Genomic DNA, 20,135 nt, shown 5'->3' with positions numbered 1-20,135 from the left:
TGATTAAGTGTCGCGGACTTCGCGCGGCGCAGCCAAGCGACGGACGGCGCCGCGCGCTCAGCCGTCGAGCGCGAGGTCCTTGCGGAAGCGCTGCATGCCGTCGATCTTGTCGTCCAGGCTGGCGTCGGGCCCGGCATAGAACATCCACGGCATGGTGATGATGCCGGTGATGCCGGCGTCCTCGACCCGCCGGTAGTCCGCGGCGGTGAACGCATCGGTCAGCGGCGTCAGGATGGTGAAATCGTCCATGGTCAAACCGTTTTCGGCGCGCAGCTCCCGCAGCCGCCCGACCGCCTCGATGGCCCGCTCGGTCTTGATCAGATCGCCGATCCAACCGTCGTTGCGGGCGGCGCGGCGCAACGCGATCTCGCTGAGCCCACCGACATACACCGGTATCGGCGGCGGAGTGGGTTGCATCTCGAGGCGCGGCGCGGAAAAGAACTCGCCCTCGAACTCCGTCCAGCCCGGCGCCCACAGCGCCCGCATCAGCTCGATGATCTCGTCGGTGCGCTTGCCGCGCGCCTCGAATCGCTCACCCATCAAAGCGAATTCCTCGCGGCACCAGCCCACCCCGATGCCCAGCTCCACCCGGCCGGACGCCAGTACCGCCGCCGTGCCGATGGCTTTGGCCGCCGAGTACGGGTTGCGCATCGCGGGGATGTAGACGGTGTTGACGAACCGCAACCGCGTGGTGACCTGAGCCAGCGCACCCACGAGGACCCAGGGATCGGGCCAGTCGGTGAACGGTTGCCAGCGCCGTTGTCCGTCTTTGGTGTACGGGTACGGGGTCTGCAACGTCTCGAGATTGACCACGTGGTCGGGAATGCCGATCCCGTCGTAGCCGAGCTCGTCGGCCGCCTTGGCCAGCTCGATGATCTCGCGGGTGTTCAGGAAGGCGCTGCTGATGTAGAACTTCACTGCCCCTCCTGCGCCCAGGCCGGCTCGATGAACACGCCGTCGGCCTCGACGGTGACGCCGGCGGCATCCGAAATGGTGCCGCGCGCAAAGACTTTGCGGCCCTCCTTGCCGTCGACCCACGCCTCGCAGCGCAGCGGACCCAGCGGCGTGCCGCGCAGATATTTCACGGTGATGGTGCCGGTGAACCGCGCTTTGGACAGCCCCTCGCTGGCCGCCTCGCCGAGCATGTGGTCGAGCACCAGGGCGCTGACGCCGCCGTGCACCAGTTTGGGCGGGCCCTCATAAGCCGAGCCGAGGGTGAACTCGCTCCAGCAGCGCCCCTCGCCCTCGTGGTGCACGACGATCGGCGGCGCGATGGGATTGCACACGCCGATCGCGGCGTTGCCCAACGGCAGCGGGCGGCCGTTGACGCGGTAGCTCACCCCCATCGGGCGGGTGCGTCGCCGCAGCGCCGCGGTGACGGCCTCGATCGCCTTCCGGGCCTCGGCGACGACGTCGTCATCGGCCTCGGTGCGGATGGTGGCGTCGACGAGTTCGCGCACCGCGTCGGCCAACGGAGCGTAGAGCGCCGTCACGCGCTCGGCCTCCGCCGCGCTGAGCACCTCGAATACGGCGTCCAACGCGCCGGCCTCCTGACTCAACTTCCGAACACCTTGCGCACCACCGCTTTTGCCCTTCTCGTCACCCGTAGATAGTTGTCCAGGAACTCCCCGCCCTCGTCGGTGGGCCAGCCCGCGGCCACGGCCACGGCGTTGAGCTGGCGTCCGGGCCCGGGCAGCTGATCGGTGGGCTTGCCGCGGACCAGCACCAGCGCGTTGCGGGCCCGGGTGGCGGTCAGCCAGGCCTGCCGCAACAGGTCCACCTCGTCGGCGGGCACCAGCTCGGCGGCGGCGATCGCGTCCAGGCATTGCAGGGTCGACGTGTTGTGCAGGGCGGGAATCTCGTGCGCGTGCCGCAGTTGCAGCAGCTGCACGGTCCACTCGATGTCGGCCAGTCCCCCGCGGCCCAGCTTGGTGTGGGTGTTGGGGTCCGCGCCGCGCGGCAGCCGCTCGGAATCGACGCGGGCCTTGATGCGCCGGATCTCCTGCATCGCCTCGGTAGACACCCCGTGGGGTGGATAGCGGGTCTTGTCGGCCATCAGCAGGAACCGCCGCCCCAGCTCCGCGTCGCCGGCGACCGCGTGCGCCCGCAGCAGCGCCTGGATCTCCCACGGCTGCGCCCACTGCTCGTAATAGGCGGCGTAGGAGGCCAGGGTCCGCACCAGTGGGCCCTGGCGACCCTCGGGCCGCAGGTTGGCGTCGACCTCCAGCGGCGGGTCGACGCTGGGGGTGCCCAGCAGCGCCCGAACCTGCTCGGCGACGCCGGTTGCCCAGCGCACCGCCGCGGAATCCTCGACTCCGGGCGCCGGTTCGCAGACGAACATCACGTCGGCGTCGGACCCGTAGCCCAACTCGGCGCCGCCCAGCCGGCCCATGCCGATGACCGCGATGGCCGCCGGCGCCCTGCCGCTCACGGGCAGGTTGGCCCGGATCATCGCGTCCAGCGCGGCCTGCAGCACCGCCACCCACACCGAGGTCAGCGCCGCGCAGACGTCGGTGACCTCGAGCATGCCGAGCAGGTCGGCCGATGCGATGCGGGCCAGCTCGCGGCGCCGCAGGGTGCGCGCCCCCGCGATCGCCCGGACCGGGTCGGAGTAGCGACTGGCCGAGGCGACCAGCGCGCGGGCCACCGCCGCGGGCTCGGCGTCGAGCAGCCTCGGCCCCGACGGCCCATCGCCGTAGTCCTGAATCACCCGGGGGGCCCGCATCAGCAGGTCCGGCACGTAGGCGGAGGTCCCCAGCACGTGCATGAGCCGGCGGGCCACGGCGGGCTTGTCGCGCAGCGTGGCCAGGTACCAGCTCTCGCCGGACAGCGCCTCGGACAGCCGCCGGTAGGCCAGCAACCCGCCGTCGGGGTCGGGCGCGTACGACATCCAGTTCAGCAGCCGCGGCAGCAGCACCGACTGCACCCGCCCGCGCCGGCCGCTCAGGTTGACCAGGGCCGACATGTGCTTCAGCGCGGTCTGCGGACCCTCGTAACCCAGCGCCGCCAGCTGGCGTTCGGCGGCTTCGGAGGTCATGCCGTGGGCGATCTCCAGCCCGGCCGGGCCGATCGATTCGAGCAGCGGCTGATAGAAGAGCTTGGCGTGCAGCTGGGACACCCGCAGGTTCTGGTGGCGCAGCTCCTCGCGCAGCACCCCGGCCGCGTCGTGGCGGCCGTCCGGCCGGATGTGGGCGGCCCGCGCCAGCCAGCGCACCGCCTCCTCGTCGTCGGCCTCGGGCAGCAGGTGGGTGCGCTTGAGGCGCTGCAGCTGCAGCCGGTGCTCGAGCAGCCGGAGGAACTCGTAGGAGGCGGTGAGGTTGGCGGCGTCCTCGCGTCCGATGTAGCCGCCCTGGCCCAGCGCGGCCAGCGCGTCCACCGTCGACGCCACGTGCAGCGAGTCGTCGCCGCGGCCGTGCACCAGCTGCAGGAGCTGCACGGCGAATTCCACGTCGCGCAGCCCGCCGCTGCCCAGCTTGATCTCGCGGCCGCGGACCTCGGCGGGCACCAGCTGCTCGACCCGGCGGCGCATGGCCTGCACCTCGGGCACGAAGTCCTCACGCTCGCAGGCGACCCACACCATCGGCATCAGCGCGTCCAGGTAGCGCCGTCCGAGCTCCGCATCGCCCACCGCCGCACGGGCTTTCAGCAGCGCCTGGAACTCCCAGGTTTTGGCCCAACGCTGGTAGTAGGCGATGTGCGACTCGACGGTGCGGACCAGTTCCCCGCTGCGACCCTCGGGCCGCAGGCCGGCGTCGACCTGAAAGAACGCCTCGGAGGCCAGCCGCATCATCTCGCTGGCCACCCGGGTGGTGACGGTGTCGGCCTGCTCGCCGACGAAGATGACGTCGACGTCGCTGACGTAGTTCAGTTCGCGGGCACCGCATTTGCCCATCGCGATCACCGCCAGCCGCGGCGGGGTCCGCTCGCCGCACACGCTGTTCTCGGCCACCCGCAGGGCGGCGGCCAGCGCGGCGTCCGCCAGGTCCGAGAGGTGGGCCGCCACCACGGTGAACGGGACCACCGGCTCGTCCTCGACGGTCGCGGCCAGGTCCAGCGCGGCCAGCACCAGCAGCTGGTCGCGATACAGGGTGCGAAGGCGCACCATCGCCGAACCCGGCGCAGCCAGCGCCTCGTCCACGCAGCCGGTGAACATCGCGCGCAGCTCGTCGCGGGTAGGCAGTGTGACGTTGCCGCGCAACAGTTTCCAGGACTGCGGTTGGGCGATCAGGTGATCGCCCAGCGCCAGCGACGCGCCGAGAACGCCGAACAGCCTGCCGCGCAGCGGGCGTTCGGCGAGCAGTGCGGCGTTGAGTTCGTTCCACCCCGAGTCGGGGTTCTCCGACAGCCGGACCAAGGCCAGCAGCGCGGCGTCGGGATCGGCCGCGCGCGACAGCGACCACAGCAGGTCGACGTGCGCCTGGTCGTCGTGCTCGTACCACCCCAGCTGCGCCATGCGTTCGGCCGCTTGCGGATCGACCAACCCGAGCCGGCCGACGCTGGGCAGCCTGGGGCGCTGCGTCGCGGGTTTGGTCACGACCACGACCGTAGCGCAAGCCGCCGGTCTTCCGACTGATCGGCGCTCGGTGGGACCTACAGGGACAGGTAGGTGCTCAGCTCGTACGGGGTGACGTGGCTGCGGTAGTTGGCCCACTCCGTGCGCTTGTTGCGCAAGAAGAAGTCAAAAACGTGCTCCCCCAAGGTTTCCGCGACCAGCTCGGAGGACTCCATCGCGCGCAGCGCGCTGTCCAGACTCGTCGGCAGCTCGCGGTATCCCATCGCGATGCGTTCCTCGGCTGTCAGGTCCCACACGTTGTCCTCGGCCTGCGGTCCCAGCACGTAGCCCTTCTCCACCCCGCGCAGCCCGGCGGCCAGCAGCACGGCGAAGGTCAGGTACGGGTTGCAGGCCGAGTCGGGGCTGCGCACCTCGACGCGCCGCGACGACGTCTTGTGCGGTGTGTACATGGGCACCCGCACCAGCGCGGACCGGTTGGCCGCGCCCCACGACGCGGCGGTGGGCGCCTCGCCGCCGCCGACCAGCCGCTTGTAGGAGTTGACCCACTGATTGGTGACGGCGCTGATCTCCGAGGCGTGCTCGAGGATCCCGGCGATGAAGGACTTGCCCACGTCGGAGAGCTGCAGCGGGTCGTCGGGGCTGTGGAACGCGTTGACGTCACCCTCGAACAGGCTCATGTGGGTGTGCATCGCGGAGCCGGGGTGTTGCCCGAACGGCTTGGGCATGAACGTGGCGCGGGCGCCGTTCTCGATCGCGACCTCCTTGATGACGTAGCGGAACGTCATCACGTTGTCGGCCATCGACAGGGCGTCGGCGAAGCGCAGGTCGATCTCCTGCTGGCCGGGCGCCCCCTCGTGGTGGCTGAACTCCACCGAGATGCCCATGAACTCCAGGGCTTCGATCGCGTGGCGGCGGAAGTTGGAGGCGGAGTCGTGGACGGCCTGGTCGAAGTAGCCGGCATTGTCGACGGGAACCGGCGGGGTGCCGTCGTCGGGGCCCGGCTTGAGCAGGAAGAACTCGATCTCGGGGTGCACGTAGCAGGAGAAGCCCAGGTCGTTGGCCTTTTGCAGCTGGCGACGCAGCACGTGCCGCGGGTCGGCCCACGACGGCGATCCGTCCGGCATGGTGATGTCGCAGAACATCCGCGCCGAGTGGTGGTGGCCGTTGGGCGAGGCCCACGGCAGCACCTGGAAGGTGGACGGGTCGGGGTTGGCCACGGTGTCGGATTCGGAGACCCGCGAGAAGCCCTCGATGGAGGATCCGTCGAAGCCGATGCCCTCCTCGAAGGCGCCTTCGAGCTCGGCCGGGGCGATGGCGACCGACTTGAGGAAACCGAGCACATCGGTAAACCACAGCCGAACGAAACGGATGTCTCGTTCCTCGAGGGTGCGGAGGACGAATTCCTTCTGTCGATCCATAACCCGAACAGTATGCAACCGCTGTTAATTCTGTGTTACCGATGCCCGCTCAGAACCATTGCGAGGCGCGCCGGGCGCTGGTCAGGACTGGCAGTGGTAGCCGGCCGGCGGCGGCGTGCCGGCGACGAAATAGCGGACGACGGCGTTGTCCACGCATTGGTGGCCGTTGAACACCGCGGTGTGCTGGGTCCCGTCGTAGGTGATCAGCGGGCCGCCGAGCTGGCGGGCCAGGTTCACCCCTGCCTGATACGGCGTGGCCGGGTCGTGTGTGGTGGAGACGACGACGACCTTGCCCGGCGCCATGGGCGGCGCGGCGTGCGGCGCCGACGTCGCCGGCACCGGCCACAGCGCGCACAAATCGCGCGGAGCATTTCCGGTGAACTGCCCGTAGCTCAGGAAAGGCGCGGCCTGTCGGATCCGCTGATCGGCGTTCACCCAGCTGGCCTGGTCGGTCGGGTTCGGCGCGTCGACACAGCGGATCGCGTTGAACGCGTCCTGGTCGTTGGAGTAGTGCCCGTTCTTGTCGCGCCCGTCGTAGTCGTCGGCGAGCAACAGCAGGTCGCCGGCGTCGGTCCCGCGCGCCAGCCCAAGCAGCCCGCTGGTCAGGTATTTCCAGTGCGCCGGCGTGTAGAGCGCGTTGATGGTGCCGGTGGTCGCGTCGGCGTAGCTCAGGCCGCGCGGGTCCGCGGTGCGGCCCGGCTTGGTGGCCAGCGGGTTGACCAGCGCGTGGTAGCGATTGACGAACTGGGTCGGGTCGGTGCCCAGCGGGCAGCCCGGCGAGCGGGCGCAGTCGGTGGCGTAGTCGTTGAAAGCCGTTTGGAATCCCGCCATTTGGTTGACGTTCTCGTCGATCGGCCCGACGGTCGGGTCGATGGCGCCGTCGAGCACCATCGCCCGCACGTGGTTGCTGAACTTCTCCAGGTAGGCGGTGCCCAGCTCGGTGCCGTAGCTGTAGCCCAGGTAGTTGATCTGGTCGTCGCCGAGTGCCTGGCGCACGACGTCCATGTCGCGCGCGACCGAGGCGGTGCCGGTGTTGGCCAAGAACGCCGCGCCCATCCGGTTGGCGCACTGCTGGGCCAGTTGCCGGTAGAGCTGCTCGATGTGCGCGACCCCGCCCGGGCTGTAGTCGACCATCGGCTCGCGCCGGTACGCGTCGAATTCGGCGTCGGTGCGGCAGCGCAGCGCGGGCGTCGAATGACCGACGCCTCGGGGGTCGAAGCCGACCAGGTCGAAGTTGCGCCTGATCGCGGAGTTCTCCAGATCCGGGGCCATCGAGGCCACCATGTCGACCGCCGAGCCGCCGGGGCCGCCGGGATTGACCAGCAGCGCGCCGACCCGTTGCCCGGAGGCCGGGATCCGGATCACCGCCAGCTTCGCCTGCGCGCCGGCGGGATTGTTGTAGTCGATCGGTACCGACACGGTGGTGCACTGCGCGGTGGGGATTTCGCTTGTGTCACCGACGAATTGGCCGCAGCTTCCCCAACCCTGCGGCACCGCCGCCGACGGCGGGTTCGGGCCCGGCGTCTGCCCGGCGCCGGGTTCGGGCGTGGCGACGGCCACCGGCTGCGCGACGACGCAGGTGCCACCGAGCAGCAACCCGAACGAAAACAGCGCCGAGCTCAAGGATCTCAGGCGCGACATGGCTGTCATCGTTGCAGCCCCCGGTACCCGTCACAGCGCGAAACGATTACGCCTTGGTCTCGGCTCTCAATGGGCGCGGGCCCTCGCCGAGCGTGCGCTCACGGCGAAGAATCGACGAAAATCCCGCTCTGAGTGCACGTTCGGCGCCAGCGACGCGGGCCGCGTCGTCAGCGGCCGGTCAGCACTTGGCGCCGCTCGGCGGGATCGAGCCGCTGACCAGATACGCCGTCACGTAGTTGTCGATGCAGCCGTCGCCCTGGAACACCACCGTGTGCTGGGTGCCGTCGTAGGTGAGCAGCGAGCTGCGCAGTTCGTTGGCCAGATCGACCCCGGCCTTGTACGGGGTGGCCGGGTCGTGGGTCGTCGACACCACCACGGTGGGCGCCAGGCCGGGCGCGGAAATGGTGTGCGGCTTGCTGGTTGGCGGCACCGGCCAGAACGCGCAGGTGCCCAGCGGCGCGTTGCCGGTGAACTGCCCGTAGCTCATGAACGGTGCGACCTCGCGGGAGCGGCGGTCCTCGTCAATCACCTTGGCGCGGTCGGTGATCGGCGGCTGGTCGACGCAGTTGACCGCCACCCGCGCGTCGGTGGCGTTGCTGTAGTGGCCGTGCGAGTCGCGGCGCATGTACATGTCGGCCAGCGCGAGCAGGGTGTCGCCGTGGTGGTCGACGAGTTCGGCCAGGCCGTCGGTCAGGTGATGCCACAGGTTCGGCGAGTACAGCGCCATGATGGTCCCGATGATCGCGTCGCTGTAGCTCAGTCCGCGTGGGTCGTTCGTCGGGACGGGCCGGCCCACCATCGGGTTGTTCGGGTCGACCATCGGGTCGACCAGGCTGTGGTAGACGTCCACGGCTTTGGCCGGATCGGTGCCCAGCGGGCAGGTGGGTTGCTTGGCGCAGTCGGCGGCGTAGTCGTTGAACGCGTCCTGGAATCCCTTGGCCTGACGCAGGTCGGCCTCGATCTGGTCGGCGTTGGGGTCGACGGCGCCGTCCAGGATCATCGCCCGCACGTTGTGCGGGAAGGCCTCGGCGTACGCCGAGCCGATCCGGGTGCCATAGGAGTAGCCGAGGTAGGTCAGCTTCTCGTCACCGAGCGCCGCGCGGATGGCATCGAGGTCGCGCGCGACGTTGACGGTCCCGACGTTGGCCAGGAAATCCTTGCCCATCTTGTCGATGCAGCGGCCGACGAACTGCTTGGTCTCGTCCTCCATGTGCGCCACACCGGCCGGGCTGTAGTCGACGTTGGGCTCGGTGCGCAGCCGGTCGTTGTCCGCGTCGGAGTTGCACCAGACCGCCGGGCGCGACGCCCCAACCCCTCGGGGGTCGAAGCCCACCAGATCGAAGCGTTCGCGGACCTTCTTGGGCAACGACTGCACGACGCCGAGCGCCGCTTCGATGCCGGACTCCCCCGGCCCGCCGGGGTTGATGACCAGCGAGCCGATCTTGTCCCCGGTCGCGGGGAAACGAATCATCGCCAGCGTCGCCACGTCGCCGTCGAGGTGGTCGTAGTCGACCGGCACGGCCAGTTTGCCGCACAACGCGCCGGCCGGAAGTTTGACCTTCGGGTTCGCCGCCCGGCACGGCGTCCACTCCACGGCCTGGCCCAGCTTCGGCCCGGACATGACGGCACGTCCCACCACCACGCGGACGCAGCCGGCCAGCAGCAGCGCCGCGGCGCCCATCGACGTCCAGATCAGCAGCGTGCGCGCGATCTTGGCGCGGCGAGACGGGCCCATGCCCACCTATGCTGCCAGAGGAAACCTGAGATCCTGATTAGCGGCACCGCCTCCGGAGCTACCGCGCGAGCGCGAGCAACTCCTCCAACCCCACCGCGAACTCGTCGGCCATCTCCCATAGATCCGGCAGCAGATCCGGGCAGGCCACCAGACCGATGTCGAGTTTGCCCCGCAGCGACATCGCGGTGATGTTGAGTCCGGAGCCGTGAAATATCGGCCCCAACGGATACATCGATTTGACCTCGGACCCCAGCATGTACAGCGGAACCTGCGGGCCGGGCACGTTGGAGACCACCAAATTGTGCACCGGCATGCTGTCGGTGAACCGGGTCCTGGCATACAGACGCATCGCAATACCGAAAACCGCCGGCGCGGCGAATTGCGACCAGTCCTGCAGCAGCGACGCGCCGATAGCCGAACTGTGTTCTTTGGCAATCGAATTCGCCTCGGCGATGGCTTTCAGGCGTTGCACGGGATCGGCGATCTCGGTATGCAAACTGGAAAACATCGCCGATACCTGATTGCGGCCGGGCCGGTCGGATTTGCCGTGCACCGAAACGGGGACCGAGGCCACCAGCGACGATTTCGGTAATTCGTTGCGGTCGGTCAGGTATTGGCGGAGCACCCCGGAAACCAGTGCCATCACGACATCGTTGACTTTGACGTCGAATTTGTTCTTCACCGTTTTGACGTCGTCGAGATCCAATTCGGCATAAGCGACGTTGCGGCGGTCGCTGATTTTGGCGTTGAAGACGGTTCGCGGCGCCGCGAACGGGCGGGCCATGGCCAGGCCGTCGCGCGCCCGTCGCACCGTGGCGAGCACCGACGAGACGGTGTCGGGCACCATGTTGGCCAGGTGCAGCGGCCGGGTCGCGAAGCGGACGAGCCCGCCGGCCGCGATCCGCCAACCCTGGGCTCCGCCGACGCCTTCGACCGGCCCCGGGGGCGGGGCGTCGGCCTCGGTCGCGCACAACTGCGACATCAGGTCGGCGCCGGTCACCCCGTCGACGCCGGCGTGGTGCACCTTGGTCACCACCGCGAGCCGGCCCCCGACACCGTCCGAGCGGTGGCAGTCCGTGCCGGCCACGCCTTCGATCACCCACATCTCCCACAGTGGCCGGCCCCGGTCCAATGGCGTCTCGGCGATGTGGCCGCAGATCTCGGAGAGCTCGGCCCGCCCGCCCGGCGCCGGCACCGCGATGCGATGCAGATGCCGGTTGATGTCGAATTTCTCGTCGTCCACCCACACCGGGTGGTCGAGGTTCAGCGGGCTGTTCGCCAGCTTCTCGCGAAACGCCGGAATCGCCTTGATGCGCAGCGCGAGGGCGTCGCGCAGCCGGTCAAAGGCGTAGCCGCCCGGCACCGTCGACGTGTCCAGTTCGATGATCGAGCACACGTGCAGGGGCTGTGACGACGTCTCGAGGTACAGGAAGCTGGCGTCCAGTCCACTCAGCCGCTGCATGCGCAGCATGGTATGTCTCACACCGCCGCGGCGGTGCAACTGCGCAAAAGAAATGGCAGAATCAAATGGTCAAACGAACCCGGGGACCTTGAAGGCCACGAGGATCGAACCGACCACCACTAGGGACAATGATGTCTGAGCACAACGTTTACGGTGCCAACCCGCCCGCGCAGCCCGACAAGCCGCGGCCCAAAATTCGCACCCATCACCTGCAGAAGATGAAGGCCGAAGGCCACAAGTGGGCCATGTTGACGGCCTACGACTATTCGACCGCCCGCGTTTTCGACGAGGCCGGCATCCCGGTGCTGCTGGTGGGCGACTCGGCGGCCAACGTGGTCTACGGCTACGACACCACCGTTCCCGTGTCGATCGACGAATTGATTCCGCTGGTGCGCGGCGTGGTGCGGGGCGCCCCGCACGCGCTGGTCGTCGCCGACCTGCCGTTCGGCAGCTACGAGGCCGGACCGGCCGCCGCGCTCGCCGCCGCCACCCGCTTCATGAAGGAGGGCGGCGCGCACGCGGTCAAGCTCGAGGGCGGCGAGCGGGTGGCCGACCAGATCGCCTGCCTGACCGCCGCCGGCATCCCGGTGATGGCGCACATCGGGTTCACCCCGCAAAGCGTGAACGGCCTGGGCGGATTCCGGGTGCAGGGCCGCGGTGACGCGGCGGAGCAGACCGTGCACGACGCGATCGCCGTCGCCGAGGCCGGCGCGTTCGCCGTCGTGATGGAGATGGTGCCCGCCGAGCTGGCCACCCAGATCACCGGCAAGCTGACCATCCCCACCGTCGGGATCGGGGCCGGGCCGAACTGCGACGGCCAGGTCCTGGTGTGGCAGGACATGGCCGGCATGAGCGACGGCAAGCCCGCCCGCTTCGTCAAGCGATTCGCCGACATCGGTGCGGAATTGCGCCGGGCCGCAACGCAATATGCGCAAGAGGTGGCCGGCGGCGTGTTCCCCGCCGACGAGCACTGCTTTTAAACCCACCGCGGCGAATTCATCACCGGCACGCTTCACGCCTGGTCGGCGTGGTTATCCCCGTCCCAATCAAACCGCTGAAAAGCGTTGCGGTACAGCGCTGTACGATTGCCCGCAGAGACGAACCGAACTCTGACGAGCAGGGGTGGACCACATCGACCGGGGGAATCGCGGTGACTTCGTGCACCGTCGAGCGGTGTTGACGTTGCCGCTGCTGGTGGCAGGAGGCATGGCATTGGCCCAGACACCGCGCGCGTCCGCCCAACCGCCCCGCACCTCGCCGCAGGCCGCCCGGTGGTCACCCGAGCGCGCCAACCGGTGGTATCAGGCGCAGGGCTGGAAGGTCGGCGCGAACTACATCACCTCCACGGCCATCAACCAGCTGGAGATGTTCCAGCGCGAAACCTTCGACCCCCGGCGCATCGACACCGAACTGGGCTGGGCGCAGAGCAACGGGTTCAACGCGATACGGGTGTTCCTGCACGATCAGCTCTGGGCGCAGGATCACCGCGGGTTCCAGGGGCGCCTCGCGCAGTTCGTCGACATCGCGGCGCGCCACGGCATCAAGCCGCTGTTCGTCTTGTTCGATTCGTGTTGGGATCCGTTCCCCCAGGCGGGTCCGCAGCGCGCGCCGCGGCCGGGCATCCACAACTCCGGCTGGGTGCAGAGTCCGGGGGCGGCGCGTCTCGACGATCGCGGCTACCTGCGCACCATGCGCGGCTATGTCACCGAGGTCCTGACGCAATTCCGCAGCGACGACCGCGTTTTGGGTTGGGATCTGTGGAACGAGCCGGACAATCCCGCCGACGCGTACGCCGCGGTCGAGCGGAAAGACAAGGTGGACCTGGTCGCCCACCTGCTCCCCCAGGTGTTCGAGTGGGCGCGGCTCGTCGATCCCTGCCAGCCGTTGACCAGTGGCGTCTGGCACGGCGAGTGGGCCGATCCGGGTCGCCGCAGCGTCATCAGCGGCATCCAGCTCGACAACTCCGACATCATCACCTTTCACTCCTACGCCGCGCCGGCGGAGTTCGAGAGCCGCATCGCCGAACTCGTCGGTCAGGGCCGGCCGATCCTGTGCACCGAGTACATGGCCCGGCCGCTGGGCAGCACCGTCCAAGACATCCTGCCCATCGCGAAGCGCGCAGGCGTCGGCGCGTTCAACTGGGGGCTTGTCGCCGGGAAGACGCAGACCTACTTCCCCTGGGATTCCTGGGACCAACCGAACCCGAACCCCGCGATGCCGCAGGAGTGGTTTCACGACCTGCTGGGCCCCGACGGGCGGCCGTTCCGCGACACCGAGATTCAGACGATCCTCGAGTGCGGCGACCTGGCGATGCATCTGCAGCCGCCGCCACCCCCGCCCGGCTGACGGAACTCGGTCAGCGGCACCGATTCTGGAAATCGGTCAACGGCTGGCGGATGCCCTCGAGGTCGGCGTGCGTCTGCGGGTTGGCGTCCATGTACTGCTTCAACTGCGCACGCATGTCCTCGCGCGGCTGCCCCTTCAAACTGGTGAAGTAGGCGTTGACGTCCGGGTGGGTGAACAGGTACGCCGACGTCGCCGCGGCGACCCCCGACGACACCTGGGCAAGGTCGGCCGCCGTGCAATTCGGTTGCGACGAGGGCGCCGGTTCCGGGTCGTCCGCCGGCCAATCCGCGGCGGCCGAACCCGCCGTCGCGAAAAGCATTGCCACGCTGAGCGCGCCGGCCGCCATCGCGCCGCAAACGATTCGGGCCGCCGGGCGAACAAAAGACACCATGGAAAAGCTCCTTCGTCTTCGCGTCCGCAGGCGCGGCCGTTATCCGTACCGCAAACCATAAGGGGTTTTCACGCCGCGCATGCGCCAATTCGGGCGGGCAAAGAAATTGCGGAGCCATTCGTCAATCTGGCCCGCCCACCGCGCTGCGACGGCACAATGCATCCAGGGTGGCTGGAAGGAGACCGCAGATGAATCGGCGCCGCTGGTTTGCCGCGTTGCTGGCGTTCGCGGGCTTGGCCGCGACCCCCGCCATTCTCGTTCCGACCCATTCCGCCGATCGGGTGGAGGCGACGGTCTGCGTGGGCGCGGGCCGACGCATTTCGGTGAGCGGATGCACCAACATCGCCGACAACATCCAACGCTATGTGCCGCCGCCGGCGGTTTATGCGCCGCTGCCCGAAGACGACACGACGGCCCCTCCGCCGCCGCCGCCGTAACGGCGGTCGCGCCGACAGATCCGCGGCGGCCTCGTCGCTTTCATATGGCAGGCTATGGGTGCTCATTTCCACCAACCACCCACGTCCACGGCCGCGGTGACGCGCCCCACGCGCCCTTAACGGAGCCGAAGATGCCTGCAAAAGCGCCGCAGACCTCGCGTCATCTCGAGGTCGAGCGCAAGTTCGACGTGGTCGAGTCCACCGTGTCGCCCTCGTTCGAGGGGATCGCCGCGGTTGCCCACGTCGAGAAGTCGCCGATGCAAACCCTGGACGCGACGTACTTCGACACGCCCGTACACGACTTGGCGCGCAACAAGATAACCCTGCGCCGCCGCACCGGTGGCACCGACGCGGGATGGCACCTGAAGCTCCCGGCCGGACCCGACGCCCGCACCGAGGTGCGCACACCGCTGGATGCCTCGGGCGCCAACGACACCGTGCCCGACGAGCTGACCGACGTGGTGTTGGCGATCGTCCGCGACCGTCCGCTGCAGCCGGTCGCGCGCATCACCACCCGCCGCGAGAGCCAGGTGCTCTACGACGCCGCGGGCACCGCGCTGGCCGAGTTCAGCAACGACCATGTCACCGCGTGGTCGACGCGGGACTCCGAGGACGCCGACGCGCCGACCGAGCAGGAATGGCGCGAGTGGGAATTGGAGCTCCTGGAAGCCAGTGGCCTGTCCAACGGCACGGCCGGCGTCGAGCTGCTGAACCGGTTGAGCAACCGGCTCCTGGACGCCGGCGCCGCGCCTGCCGGTCACGGCTCCAAGCTGGCGCGGGTGCTCGGCACCACCCCGGCGCCCGACGGCGCTGCGCCGCCGGAAGATCCGCTGCAGCGCGCGATCGCCGAGCAAGTCCGCGAGCTCCTGGTGTGGGATCGCGCGGTGCGCGCCGACGCCTACGACTCCATTCACCAGATGCGGGTGACCACCCGCAAGCTGCGCAGCCTGCTGCGGGACCACCAGGAGTCGTTCGGGCTGCCCGATGACGGCTGGGTGCTCGACGAGTTGCGCGAGCTCGCCGGAATACTGGGCGTGGCGCGCGACGCGGAGGTGCTCGCCGAGCGATACGAACGCGACTTGGACTCACTCGCACCGGAATTGGTGCGCGGACCGGTGCGCGAACGTCTTGTCGGGGGCGCCCAGCGGCGTTACCAGACCGGGCTGCGCCGGTCGTTGATCGCGATGCGCTCGCAGCGATACTTCCGCCTGCTCGACTCCCTCGACCTGATAGCGGCCGAAATCCCGGGTGCCGCCACCGCCGAGACACCCGCACCGGTGACCATCGACGCCGCCTACAAGAAGGTCCGCAAGGCCCAGAAGGCGGCCGCGGAGGTCGACCGCGAACACCCCGACGACCACCACCAACGCGACGAGGCGATCCATCGAATCCGCAAGCGCGCCAAGCGACTTCGCTACACCGCGTCGGCCACCGGCGCGGACGGGGTGGCCGCGCAGGCCAAGGCGGTACAGTCGCTGCTCGGCGATCATCAAGACAGCGTCGTCAGCCGCGAGCATCTGCGTCAGGAGGCCGAGACCGCGCACGCCGCCGGCGAGGACACCTTCACCTACGGGCTGTTGTATCAGCGGGAGGCCGACCTGGCCGATCGGTGCCGCGACGAACTCGACGACACGCTGCGCAAACTGGCCAAGGCGGTGCGCAAAGCGGGCCATTAGAAGGCGGACGAGTTGGCCTGTAAGCCGTTGCAGGGCGTTTGCTAGCGCGAGCCCTGTTGGGGGCGCGACAAAATTGATGGTCAGCGTGTTGGCTTTGAAGGCTGATCAAAGTTGCGAGAAATTCTGCTGCGGACTGGCTGCGGACTGGCGGCAGTCAATCGAACACGATAGCGATTGGCCATTGATCAAGCTGGCCAGAGTGCCCAGACATCGGGGAATGGAATTCCTGATTTTGGTGCGAATGGGTTGCGCGGTCGCGGGAGGCCATCAGCAATTCAAATAAACCGCGCGGGTGGGATGTCGGCGTAGCCTAGGCGCGCCCTGTTGGAGCCAGAGCCGTTGTTCTCCATCTGTTGAACGTCCGCGCTTTCGCGGTCACCAACCGAGGCGGATAAGAAGCTTTCGGAGACTGGTCTTCTCGGCGGCGAGGTCCTGGCCCACATCACCACCTAACCTCACGCCACGACCACCGATTAGCTGCTCAGAGACCGTCTCAGGTCGTTACCATCCGTGTATGGGGGAAGCGGACGACGACGCCCCGACTGAGGTTGAACCGACCGAGCTAGGCGCAGCAATCGGCGAGACCGAGGCGCGTACCGCCTGGTCGCTCGATGACGGCGAGGACTGGACACCGCAGCAGCGGCTGACTCCGGGGCGGATCACCGTTCTTGCGGTGGCCGCGAGTGTCGTGCTGGTTGCGGTCGCCTCGGTGGTCGCATTCGCATATCTGCGTCACCGCGAAGAACCCGCGCCCAGCGTCGCGACCCCGACACCCGCGTCTCCAACCGGCGCGACGCCCGCGACTTCTGGGCCACCGATGGCTGCGCCATCCGCACCGCCTCCTTTAACGCACAGCCAGCCGCCCACGCCCGCCACACTGCCCATGGATGGCTACGGAAGCGTCCACGTGCGCACAGTCTCCGGGCGAACTGTCTGCGCGATGACCGCCGGTGACGTCCAGTGCAACGTCCAATTCACCAGGCAGCTTGGGCCGAGTTCCAATGGGATGCCCGCGTCCGGTGTCGGCGTCACCTCGCGCGGTGAATCGCAATGGCTCTACGGGGATCCGGGTAACCCCGACTACGTGACGATGACCTATGGGACCGTCTACCGGGCCATCGGCTGGACGATCACCCCGACGAGCGAGGGCACCACCTTCATGAATGATGTGACTGGGCATGGGATGACGATCAGTGTCGACGGCTTCTCGACATTCTGAGTAAGACTCAACTAGTAATGGCATCAAAGAAGGCAGCAGATAACAAGCTCCACCCGATCCAGATCGACGATCCGATCCTCGGGCCAGTCGACGAAGTCGTTCCGCCTCCGATCGAGTCCCAGCTCGATGTTTTGCCTACCGACTCGATGCGGTGGGAGGATTTCGAGCGATTGCTGCTGGATCTGGGCAAGGCGGAACTTGGACTGAGAGCGCTTCAGTTTTACGGCTCGCGGGGTCAAGCCCAGAAAGGGCTCGACGTTATCGGACTGAACCCTGAGCAGGCGGTCGAGGGCATCCAAGCCAAACAAGTTCAACGTTTCACCGTAGGCACGCTCAACGCGGCGGTCAGAAAATACACAAGTTCGACCGCGCCATTCCAGCTCACCCGCTTCGTGGTGGGCGTCGGCAGGCAAGTACGGCAAAGGGATATCGCAGACCGGCTGATCGAGTTGAACAAAGAACACCAGCCGCTGGAGATTGAGATCTGGGACCAATCGAAGATCACGGATATGCTGCGCAACAGGCCAGAGCTGGTCATCAAGTACTTCAGCCCTAGGGCAGCCGAACGCTTTTGTCCGGCGTATGTCGTTTCCCCCGTTGAGATCCCAAGCCCTGACGCGGTTGCCACTGCTGACGCAGTTGTGCGGGGTCCCCTTCGTGCGGCGGATGCGCAAGAGTTGCTAACCAAGGCAAGGGGTCTTGAACGCGACGAACCAGCAGCCGCTCTTGAGTTGTACCGTGCGGTGCAGGAAAAGCTCGTGTCAGCTGGATTTCCCGGTCACGCAGAAGAATTCCACGAGACTGTGGCGGCGCTTTGTATCCGCACAGATGATGAAGCCGGCGCAATCCGACTACTTCTTGATGCCTTGTGGCGAGCAGAGCGCGCGGGTGACTCTCGGGGAACAGCGCGCATCGTCCAAGTGTTACGAGGTCTCGCGGGATTCAGTCAAATCGGTCCCACGCCACCTGAAGCGGCACGCACTCCCGCGCTGGGCGCGGCATTCGAGCTGGCCGAATTTATCGACGACCTTCAACACCAGCCGACGCCGACGACGGTCGAGCTTCCCACCGATACCCTCACACTCGCTGACGTTGGCGATCGTGCACGCGCCGTGCTCATCGCGGCGGAACATGCCCTGGCGAACGACGACCTGACATGGATCAACTCGCATCAACAACTAATCGAATCAGCGGCAGCTGACATCGAGGCAGCGAACGACGCTGTCGCCGTACGACTTCGATTAACCGTAGCCGACGCCACAGGAGACTGGGCCAGCCTGATTCGGGCCGCGAGAACCACGATGGGACACGATCTCAAAGCATTGACCCTCGCCCGTTATGGCCGCCACCAAGCATTGCAGAGCAAGTTTAGAGAAGCAGATGACGCATGGGCTGAAGCGATTGGAGACGCATGTTTGGCTAAGCGGCACAGGGATGCAGCGGACTGGCTCTACAGCCAGCGTCACATTGCCAATCGCCACCTCGGCATTCTTGAAGATAAGTGGCATCCGGTCGCGAGGGCGCTCACCGACCTGCCCACTCAACCCAAGCTTGTCACCACGGCAAATGACAGCCGAGAGCGGGCTTTGGCTGCGCTTCACTTCGACGAGACTCGGGTTGCCGCGATCAATCTGCGACGACACCTATTAGATGGAGTTAGGTCTGCGTCGTTCTGGGACGAGCTTGAGGCGCGTCGACTCCTCGGCCAAAACTATTGCGCTACAGGGAATCTCACCTTAGCTGCCTATTACACAATTCAAGGCGGCGACTATGAGGCGGCACGTGAAGTCGCAGCTGCCTTCGGCGATTCTTACCACGATGTCACCGAGTTAATGAAAGGACCCCTGTCCTGGGTGGTAGCCTCCGCACTGGAATTCACATCCGAGCAAGCCGATCTGATCCCTGACGACGCCCTAGACGCCGTCGCAGACCTCGCAATTGCCGCAATCAACGACGCAATGTCCGGTGCGCGTATCGAATCTCCGATATTGAGCCCACAAATGTATCGCTCGGCGTATCGACTCCTCGCGGCAGTGGCCGAGCGGTTGTCGGCAGCACATGCCCGAACTGTGCTCGAAATGCTCGCTGACGCTGTGGTAGTCGAGGAACACCACTACCGTTGGACAGACGAAAGCCACGTCAAGATCGCGGCGGGCATTGCACGCGGTCAACTTGGAGAACTTCACACTGTGGCAGTTGACCAACTCGTTGGACTGTACGCGCGTGGTGCGCACCCGTTCGGCTCTGTTGCGCGAGACACGTTGGTTGCCAACCTCGATGAGGTCCGCGAACGACTGCAAGCGATAGCCGACAAAGGACACCACGAAGCCGCCGCGCTTATCGGATACACCGATCCAGATCGCGTGTCCCGTAAGGCTGCGGAGGCCGCGGCAGAGCGCCTGTGCGCGCCGACCCGGAACAGCGCGGGAAGCTGGGGAGTTGGCACCGGCGCGGTGAACGATTCGCTGCTCGCAGCCAAGCTGTCGGTAAAGAAGCGGATAGCGTGCATCGAAATGCTACTTTCGAACGCGGCATCGCCGTGGGAAGGGTCCTCAAACCGCGACAGCTATCTCCTGGCGGCGAGTAATCTGGTCGATAAGCTCGACAACAAAACCCGCCGCACATTCTTCGAAGCTGCATTGGATTTCGCAGGCAGCCCGCCTGTATCTCATGTCGATGCTTTCAATGCGTCAATGCGAAATCCCTTTAAGGGCATGCGTATCAACGATCGAAGCGATAGCCGGCCTGCCGCAGTTTTCCTAGCGGCAAGGCTGGCGAAATCGCGTGAGGAGAAGCGGAAAGTCCGAGACTCCGCCTTGCAGCTGATCGGTGTGGGCTCCGACGAAGACTTTCGGATCACACAGGCTCTCCAAGTCGTCCAAAGCGAGCTAAGCGATAACACCGCACTCCTTGCGCAAGGTGGCTGGGCACTACGTAGCCTCGCGGCAATTCTGTGGGCGAAATCTCCCGACCTGCCATACGAACTGGGGATGACCCTGAGTCGGGATGCTGACCCCCATGTGCGCCGTACGTTAGCGCAGGCGCTTCGCGACAAGGCCGATGATCGGAGCGCTGACATCCGCACGGTGCTGGAATCCGATCCCCGTTGGTCGGTGCGGTCAATTGCGCGATTGCATGGTCGCCAGGTCGATTGACCTCGCCCATGCTCCGCTCTGGACTGGGCCTTGCCGCTAAGCGCCGTGGCCGCTCGATAGCGCGGCGACGCTTCCACGCTGTCGTCGCCTCGACGTCTAGGCCCACCGATTTGACGCCCAGCGTCCACGCTGAGCCGTGATC

General features: G+C 67.2%; 14 protein-coding genes. 6 read left to right on the top strand and 8 right to left on the bottom strand.

The window, feature by feature from the left end:
- Positions 1–57: 57 nt before the first annotated feature.
- From AC5Y5B_RS13005 to AC5Y5B_RS12975, 7 genes are all read right to left on the bottom strand, one after another.
- The gene (locus AC5Y5B_RS13005) at positions 58–918 is read right to left on the bottom strand and encodes a TIGR03619 family F420-dependent LLM class oxidoreductase (RefSeq protein ID WP_500005520.1); all 861 of its coding nucleotides are present in this window, start codon (positions 916–918) and stop codon (positions 58–60) included.
- The gene (locus AC5Y5B_RS13000; RefSeq protein WP_112634855.1) at positions 915–1,559 is read right to left on the bottom strand and encodes a PaaI family thioesterase; all 645 of its coding nucleotides are present in this window, start codon (positions 1,557–1,559) and stop codon (positions 915–917) included. The genes AC5Y5B_RS13005 and AC5Y5B_RS13000 overlap by 4 nt, the downstream gene beginning before the upstream one ends.
- The gene (locus AC5Y5B_RS12995) at positions 1,556–4,540 is read right to left on the bottom strand and encodes a bifunctional [glutamine synthetase] adenylyltransferase/[glutamine synthetase]-adenylyl-L-tyrosine phosphorylase (protein ID WP_112634856.1); all 2,985 of its coding nucleotides are present in this window, start codon (positions 4,538–4,540) and stop codon (positions 1,556–1,558) included. The genes AC5Y5B_RS13000 and AC5Y5B_RS12995 overlap by 4 nt, the downstream gene beginning before the upstream one ends.
- A 50-nt stretch (positions 4,541–4,590) precedes the next feature.
- The gene (gene glnA / locus AC5Y5B_RS12990) at positions 4,591–5,931 is read right to left on the bottom strand and encodes a type I glutamate--ammonia ligase (protein ID WP_112634857.1); all 1,341 of its coding nucleotides are present in this window, start codon (positions 5,929–5,931) and stop codon (positions 4,591–4,593) included.
- Positions 5,932–6,012: 81 nt separating this feature from the next.
- The gene (locus tag AC5Y5B_RS12985; protein WP_112634858.1) at positions 6,013–7,581 is read right to left on the bottom strand and encodes an alpha/beta hydrolase; all 1,569 of its coding nucleotides are present in this window, start codon (positions 7,579–7,581) and stop codon (positions 6,013–6,015) included.
- A 169-nt stretch (positions 7,582–7,750) separates the two neighbouring features.
- The gene (locus AC5Y5B_RS12980; RefSeq protein ID WP_500005519.1) at positions 7,751–9,313 is read right to left on the bottom strand and encodes an alpha/beta hydrolase; all 1,563 of its coding nucleotides are present in this window, start codon (positions 9,311–9,313) and stop codon (positions 7,751–7,753) included.
- A 52-nt stretch (positions 9,314–9,365) separates the two neighbouring features.
- The gene (locus AC5Y5B_RS12975) at positions 9,366–10,769 is read right to left on the bottom strand and encodes a WS/DGAT/MGAT family O-acyltransferase (protein ID WP_500005518.1); all 1,404 of its coding nucleotides are present in this window, start codon (positions 10,767–10,769) and stop codon (positions 9,366–9,368) included.
- A 131-nt stretch (positions 10,770–10,900) separates the two neighbouring features.
- Between AC5Y5B_RS12975 and panB the strand changes: the two genes are divergently transcribed.
- Both panB and AC5Y5B_RS12965 read left to right on the top strand, forming a co-directional pair.
- Positions 10,901–11,749 (top strand): 3-methyl-2-oxobutanoate hydroxymethyltransferase, encoded by an 849-nt coding sequence (panB, locus tag AC5Y5B_RS12970; RefSeq protein WP_500005517.1) that lies wholly within the window; start codon positions 10,901–10,903, stop codon positions 11,747–11,749.
- Between the two features lie 178 nt (positions 11,750–11,927).
- Positions 11,928–13,115 (top strand): glycoside hydrolase 5 family protein, encoded by a 1,188-nt coding sequence (locus AC5Y5B_RS12965; RefSeq protein ID WP_500005529.1) that lies wholly within the window; start codon positions 11,928–11,930, stop codon positions 13,113–13,115.
- A gap of 10 nt (positions 13,116–13,125) precedes the next feature.
- Here the strand turns inward: AC5Y5B_RS12965 and AC5Y5B_RS12960 are convergent, their stop codons facing one another.
- Positions 13,126–13,506 (bottom strand): heme-binding protein, encoded by a 381-nt coding sequence (locus tag AC5Y5B_RS12960; protein ID WP_240631852.1) that lies wholly within the window; start codon positions 13,504–13,506, stop codon positions 13,126–13,128.
- Between the two features lie 188 nt (positions 13,507–13,694).
- Between AC5Y5B_RS12960 and AC5Y5B_RS12955 the strand changes: the two genes are divergently transcribed.
- From AC5Y5B_RS12955 to AC5Y5B_RS12940, 4 genes are all read left to right on the top strand, one after another.
- Positions 13,695–13,943 carry a hypothetical protein gene (locus AC5Y5B_RS12955; RefSeq protein ID WP_112634861.1) on the top strand — a complete coding sequence of 83 codons (249 nt, stop codon included), beginning with the start codon at positions 13,695–13,697 and terminating at the stop codon, positions 13,941–13,943.
- Positions 13,944–14,074: 131 nt separating this feature from the next.
- Positions 14,075–15,619 carry a CYTH and CHAD domain-containing protein gene (locus AC5Y5B_RS12950; protein ID WP_500005516.1) on the top strand — a complete coding sequence of 515 codons (1,545 nt, stop codon included), beginning with the start codon at positions 14,075–14,077 and terminating at the stop codon, positions 15,617–15,619.
- A gap of 514 nt (positions 15,620–16,133) precedes the next feature.
- A complete protein-coding gene (locus tag AC5Y5B_RS12945) occupies positions 16,134–16,838 on the top strand; it encodes a hypothetical protein (protein ID WP_500005515.1) in 705 nt (234 codons plus the stop codon).
- 17 nt (positions 16,839–16,855) lie between these two features.
- Positions 16,856–19,993, top strand: coding sequence for a hypothetical protein (locus AC5Y5B_RS12940; protein WP_500005514.1), 3,138 nt, complete (start codon positions 16,856–16,858; stop codon positions 19,991–19,993).
- Positions 19,994–20,135 lie beyond the last annotated feature (142 nt).

The sequence above is a fragment of the Mycobacterium sp. NGS33 genome (genome assembly GCF_059812885.1).
The sequence above is the reverse complement of the archived record's forward strand: the minus strand, read 5'-3'. Positions and strand labels throughout refer to the sequence as shown.

What these genes read in the sequence shown, in the direction of transcription:
- glnA (WP_112634857.1), bottom strand. Translation starts at nt 5,931, where the DNA reads ATGGATCGACAGAAGGAATTCGTCCTCCGCACCCTCGAGGAACGAGAC.
- AC5Y5B_RS12985 (WP_112634858.1), bottom strand. Translation starts at nt 7,581, where the DNA reads ATGACAGCCATGTCGCGCCTGAGATCCTTGAGCTCGGCGCTGTTTTCG.
- AC5Y5B_RS12975 (WP_500005518.1), bottom strand. Translation starts at nt 10,769, where the DNA reads ATGCAGCGGCTGAGTGGACTGGACGCCAGCTTCCTGTACCTCGAGACG.
- panB (WP_500005517.1), top strand. Translation starts at nt 10,901, where the DNA reads ATGTCTGAGCACAACGTTTACGGTGCCAACCCGCCCGCGCAGCCCGAC.
- AC5Y5B_RS12960 (WP_240631852.1), bottom strand. Translation starts at nt 13,506, where the DNA reads ATGGTGTCTTTTGTTCGCCCGGCGGCCCGAATCGTTTGCGGCGCGATG.
- AC5Y5B_RS12955 (WP_112634861.1), top strand. Translation starts at nt 13,695, where the DNA reads ATGAATCGGCGCCGCTGGTTTGCCGCGTTGCTGGCGTTCGCGGGCTTG.
- AC5Y5B_RS12950 (WP_500005516.1), top strand. Translation starts at nt 14,075, where the DNA reads ATGCCTGCAAAAGCGCCGCAGACCTCGCGTCATCTCGAGGTCGAGCGC.
- AC5Y5B_RS12945 (WP_500005515.1), top strand. Translation starts at nt 16,134, where the DNA reads ATGGGGGAAGCGGACGACGACGCCCCGACTGAGGTTGAACCGACCGAG.
- AC5Y5B_RS12940 (WP_500005514.1), top strand. Translation starts at nt 16,856, where the DNA reads ATGGCATCAAAGAAGGCAGCAGATAACAAGCTCCACCCGATCCAGATC.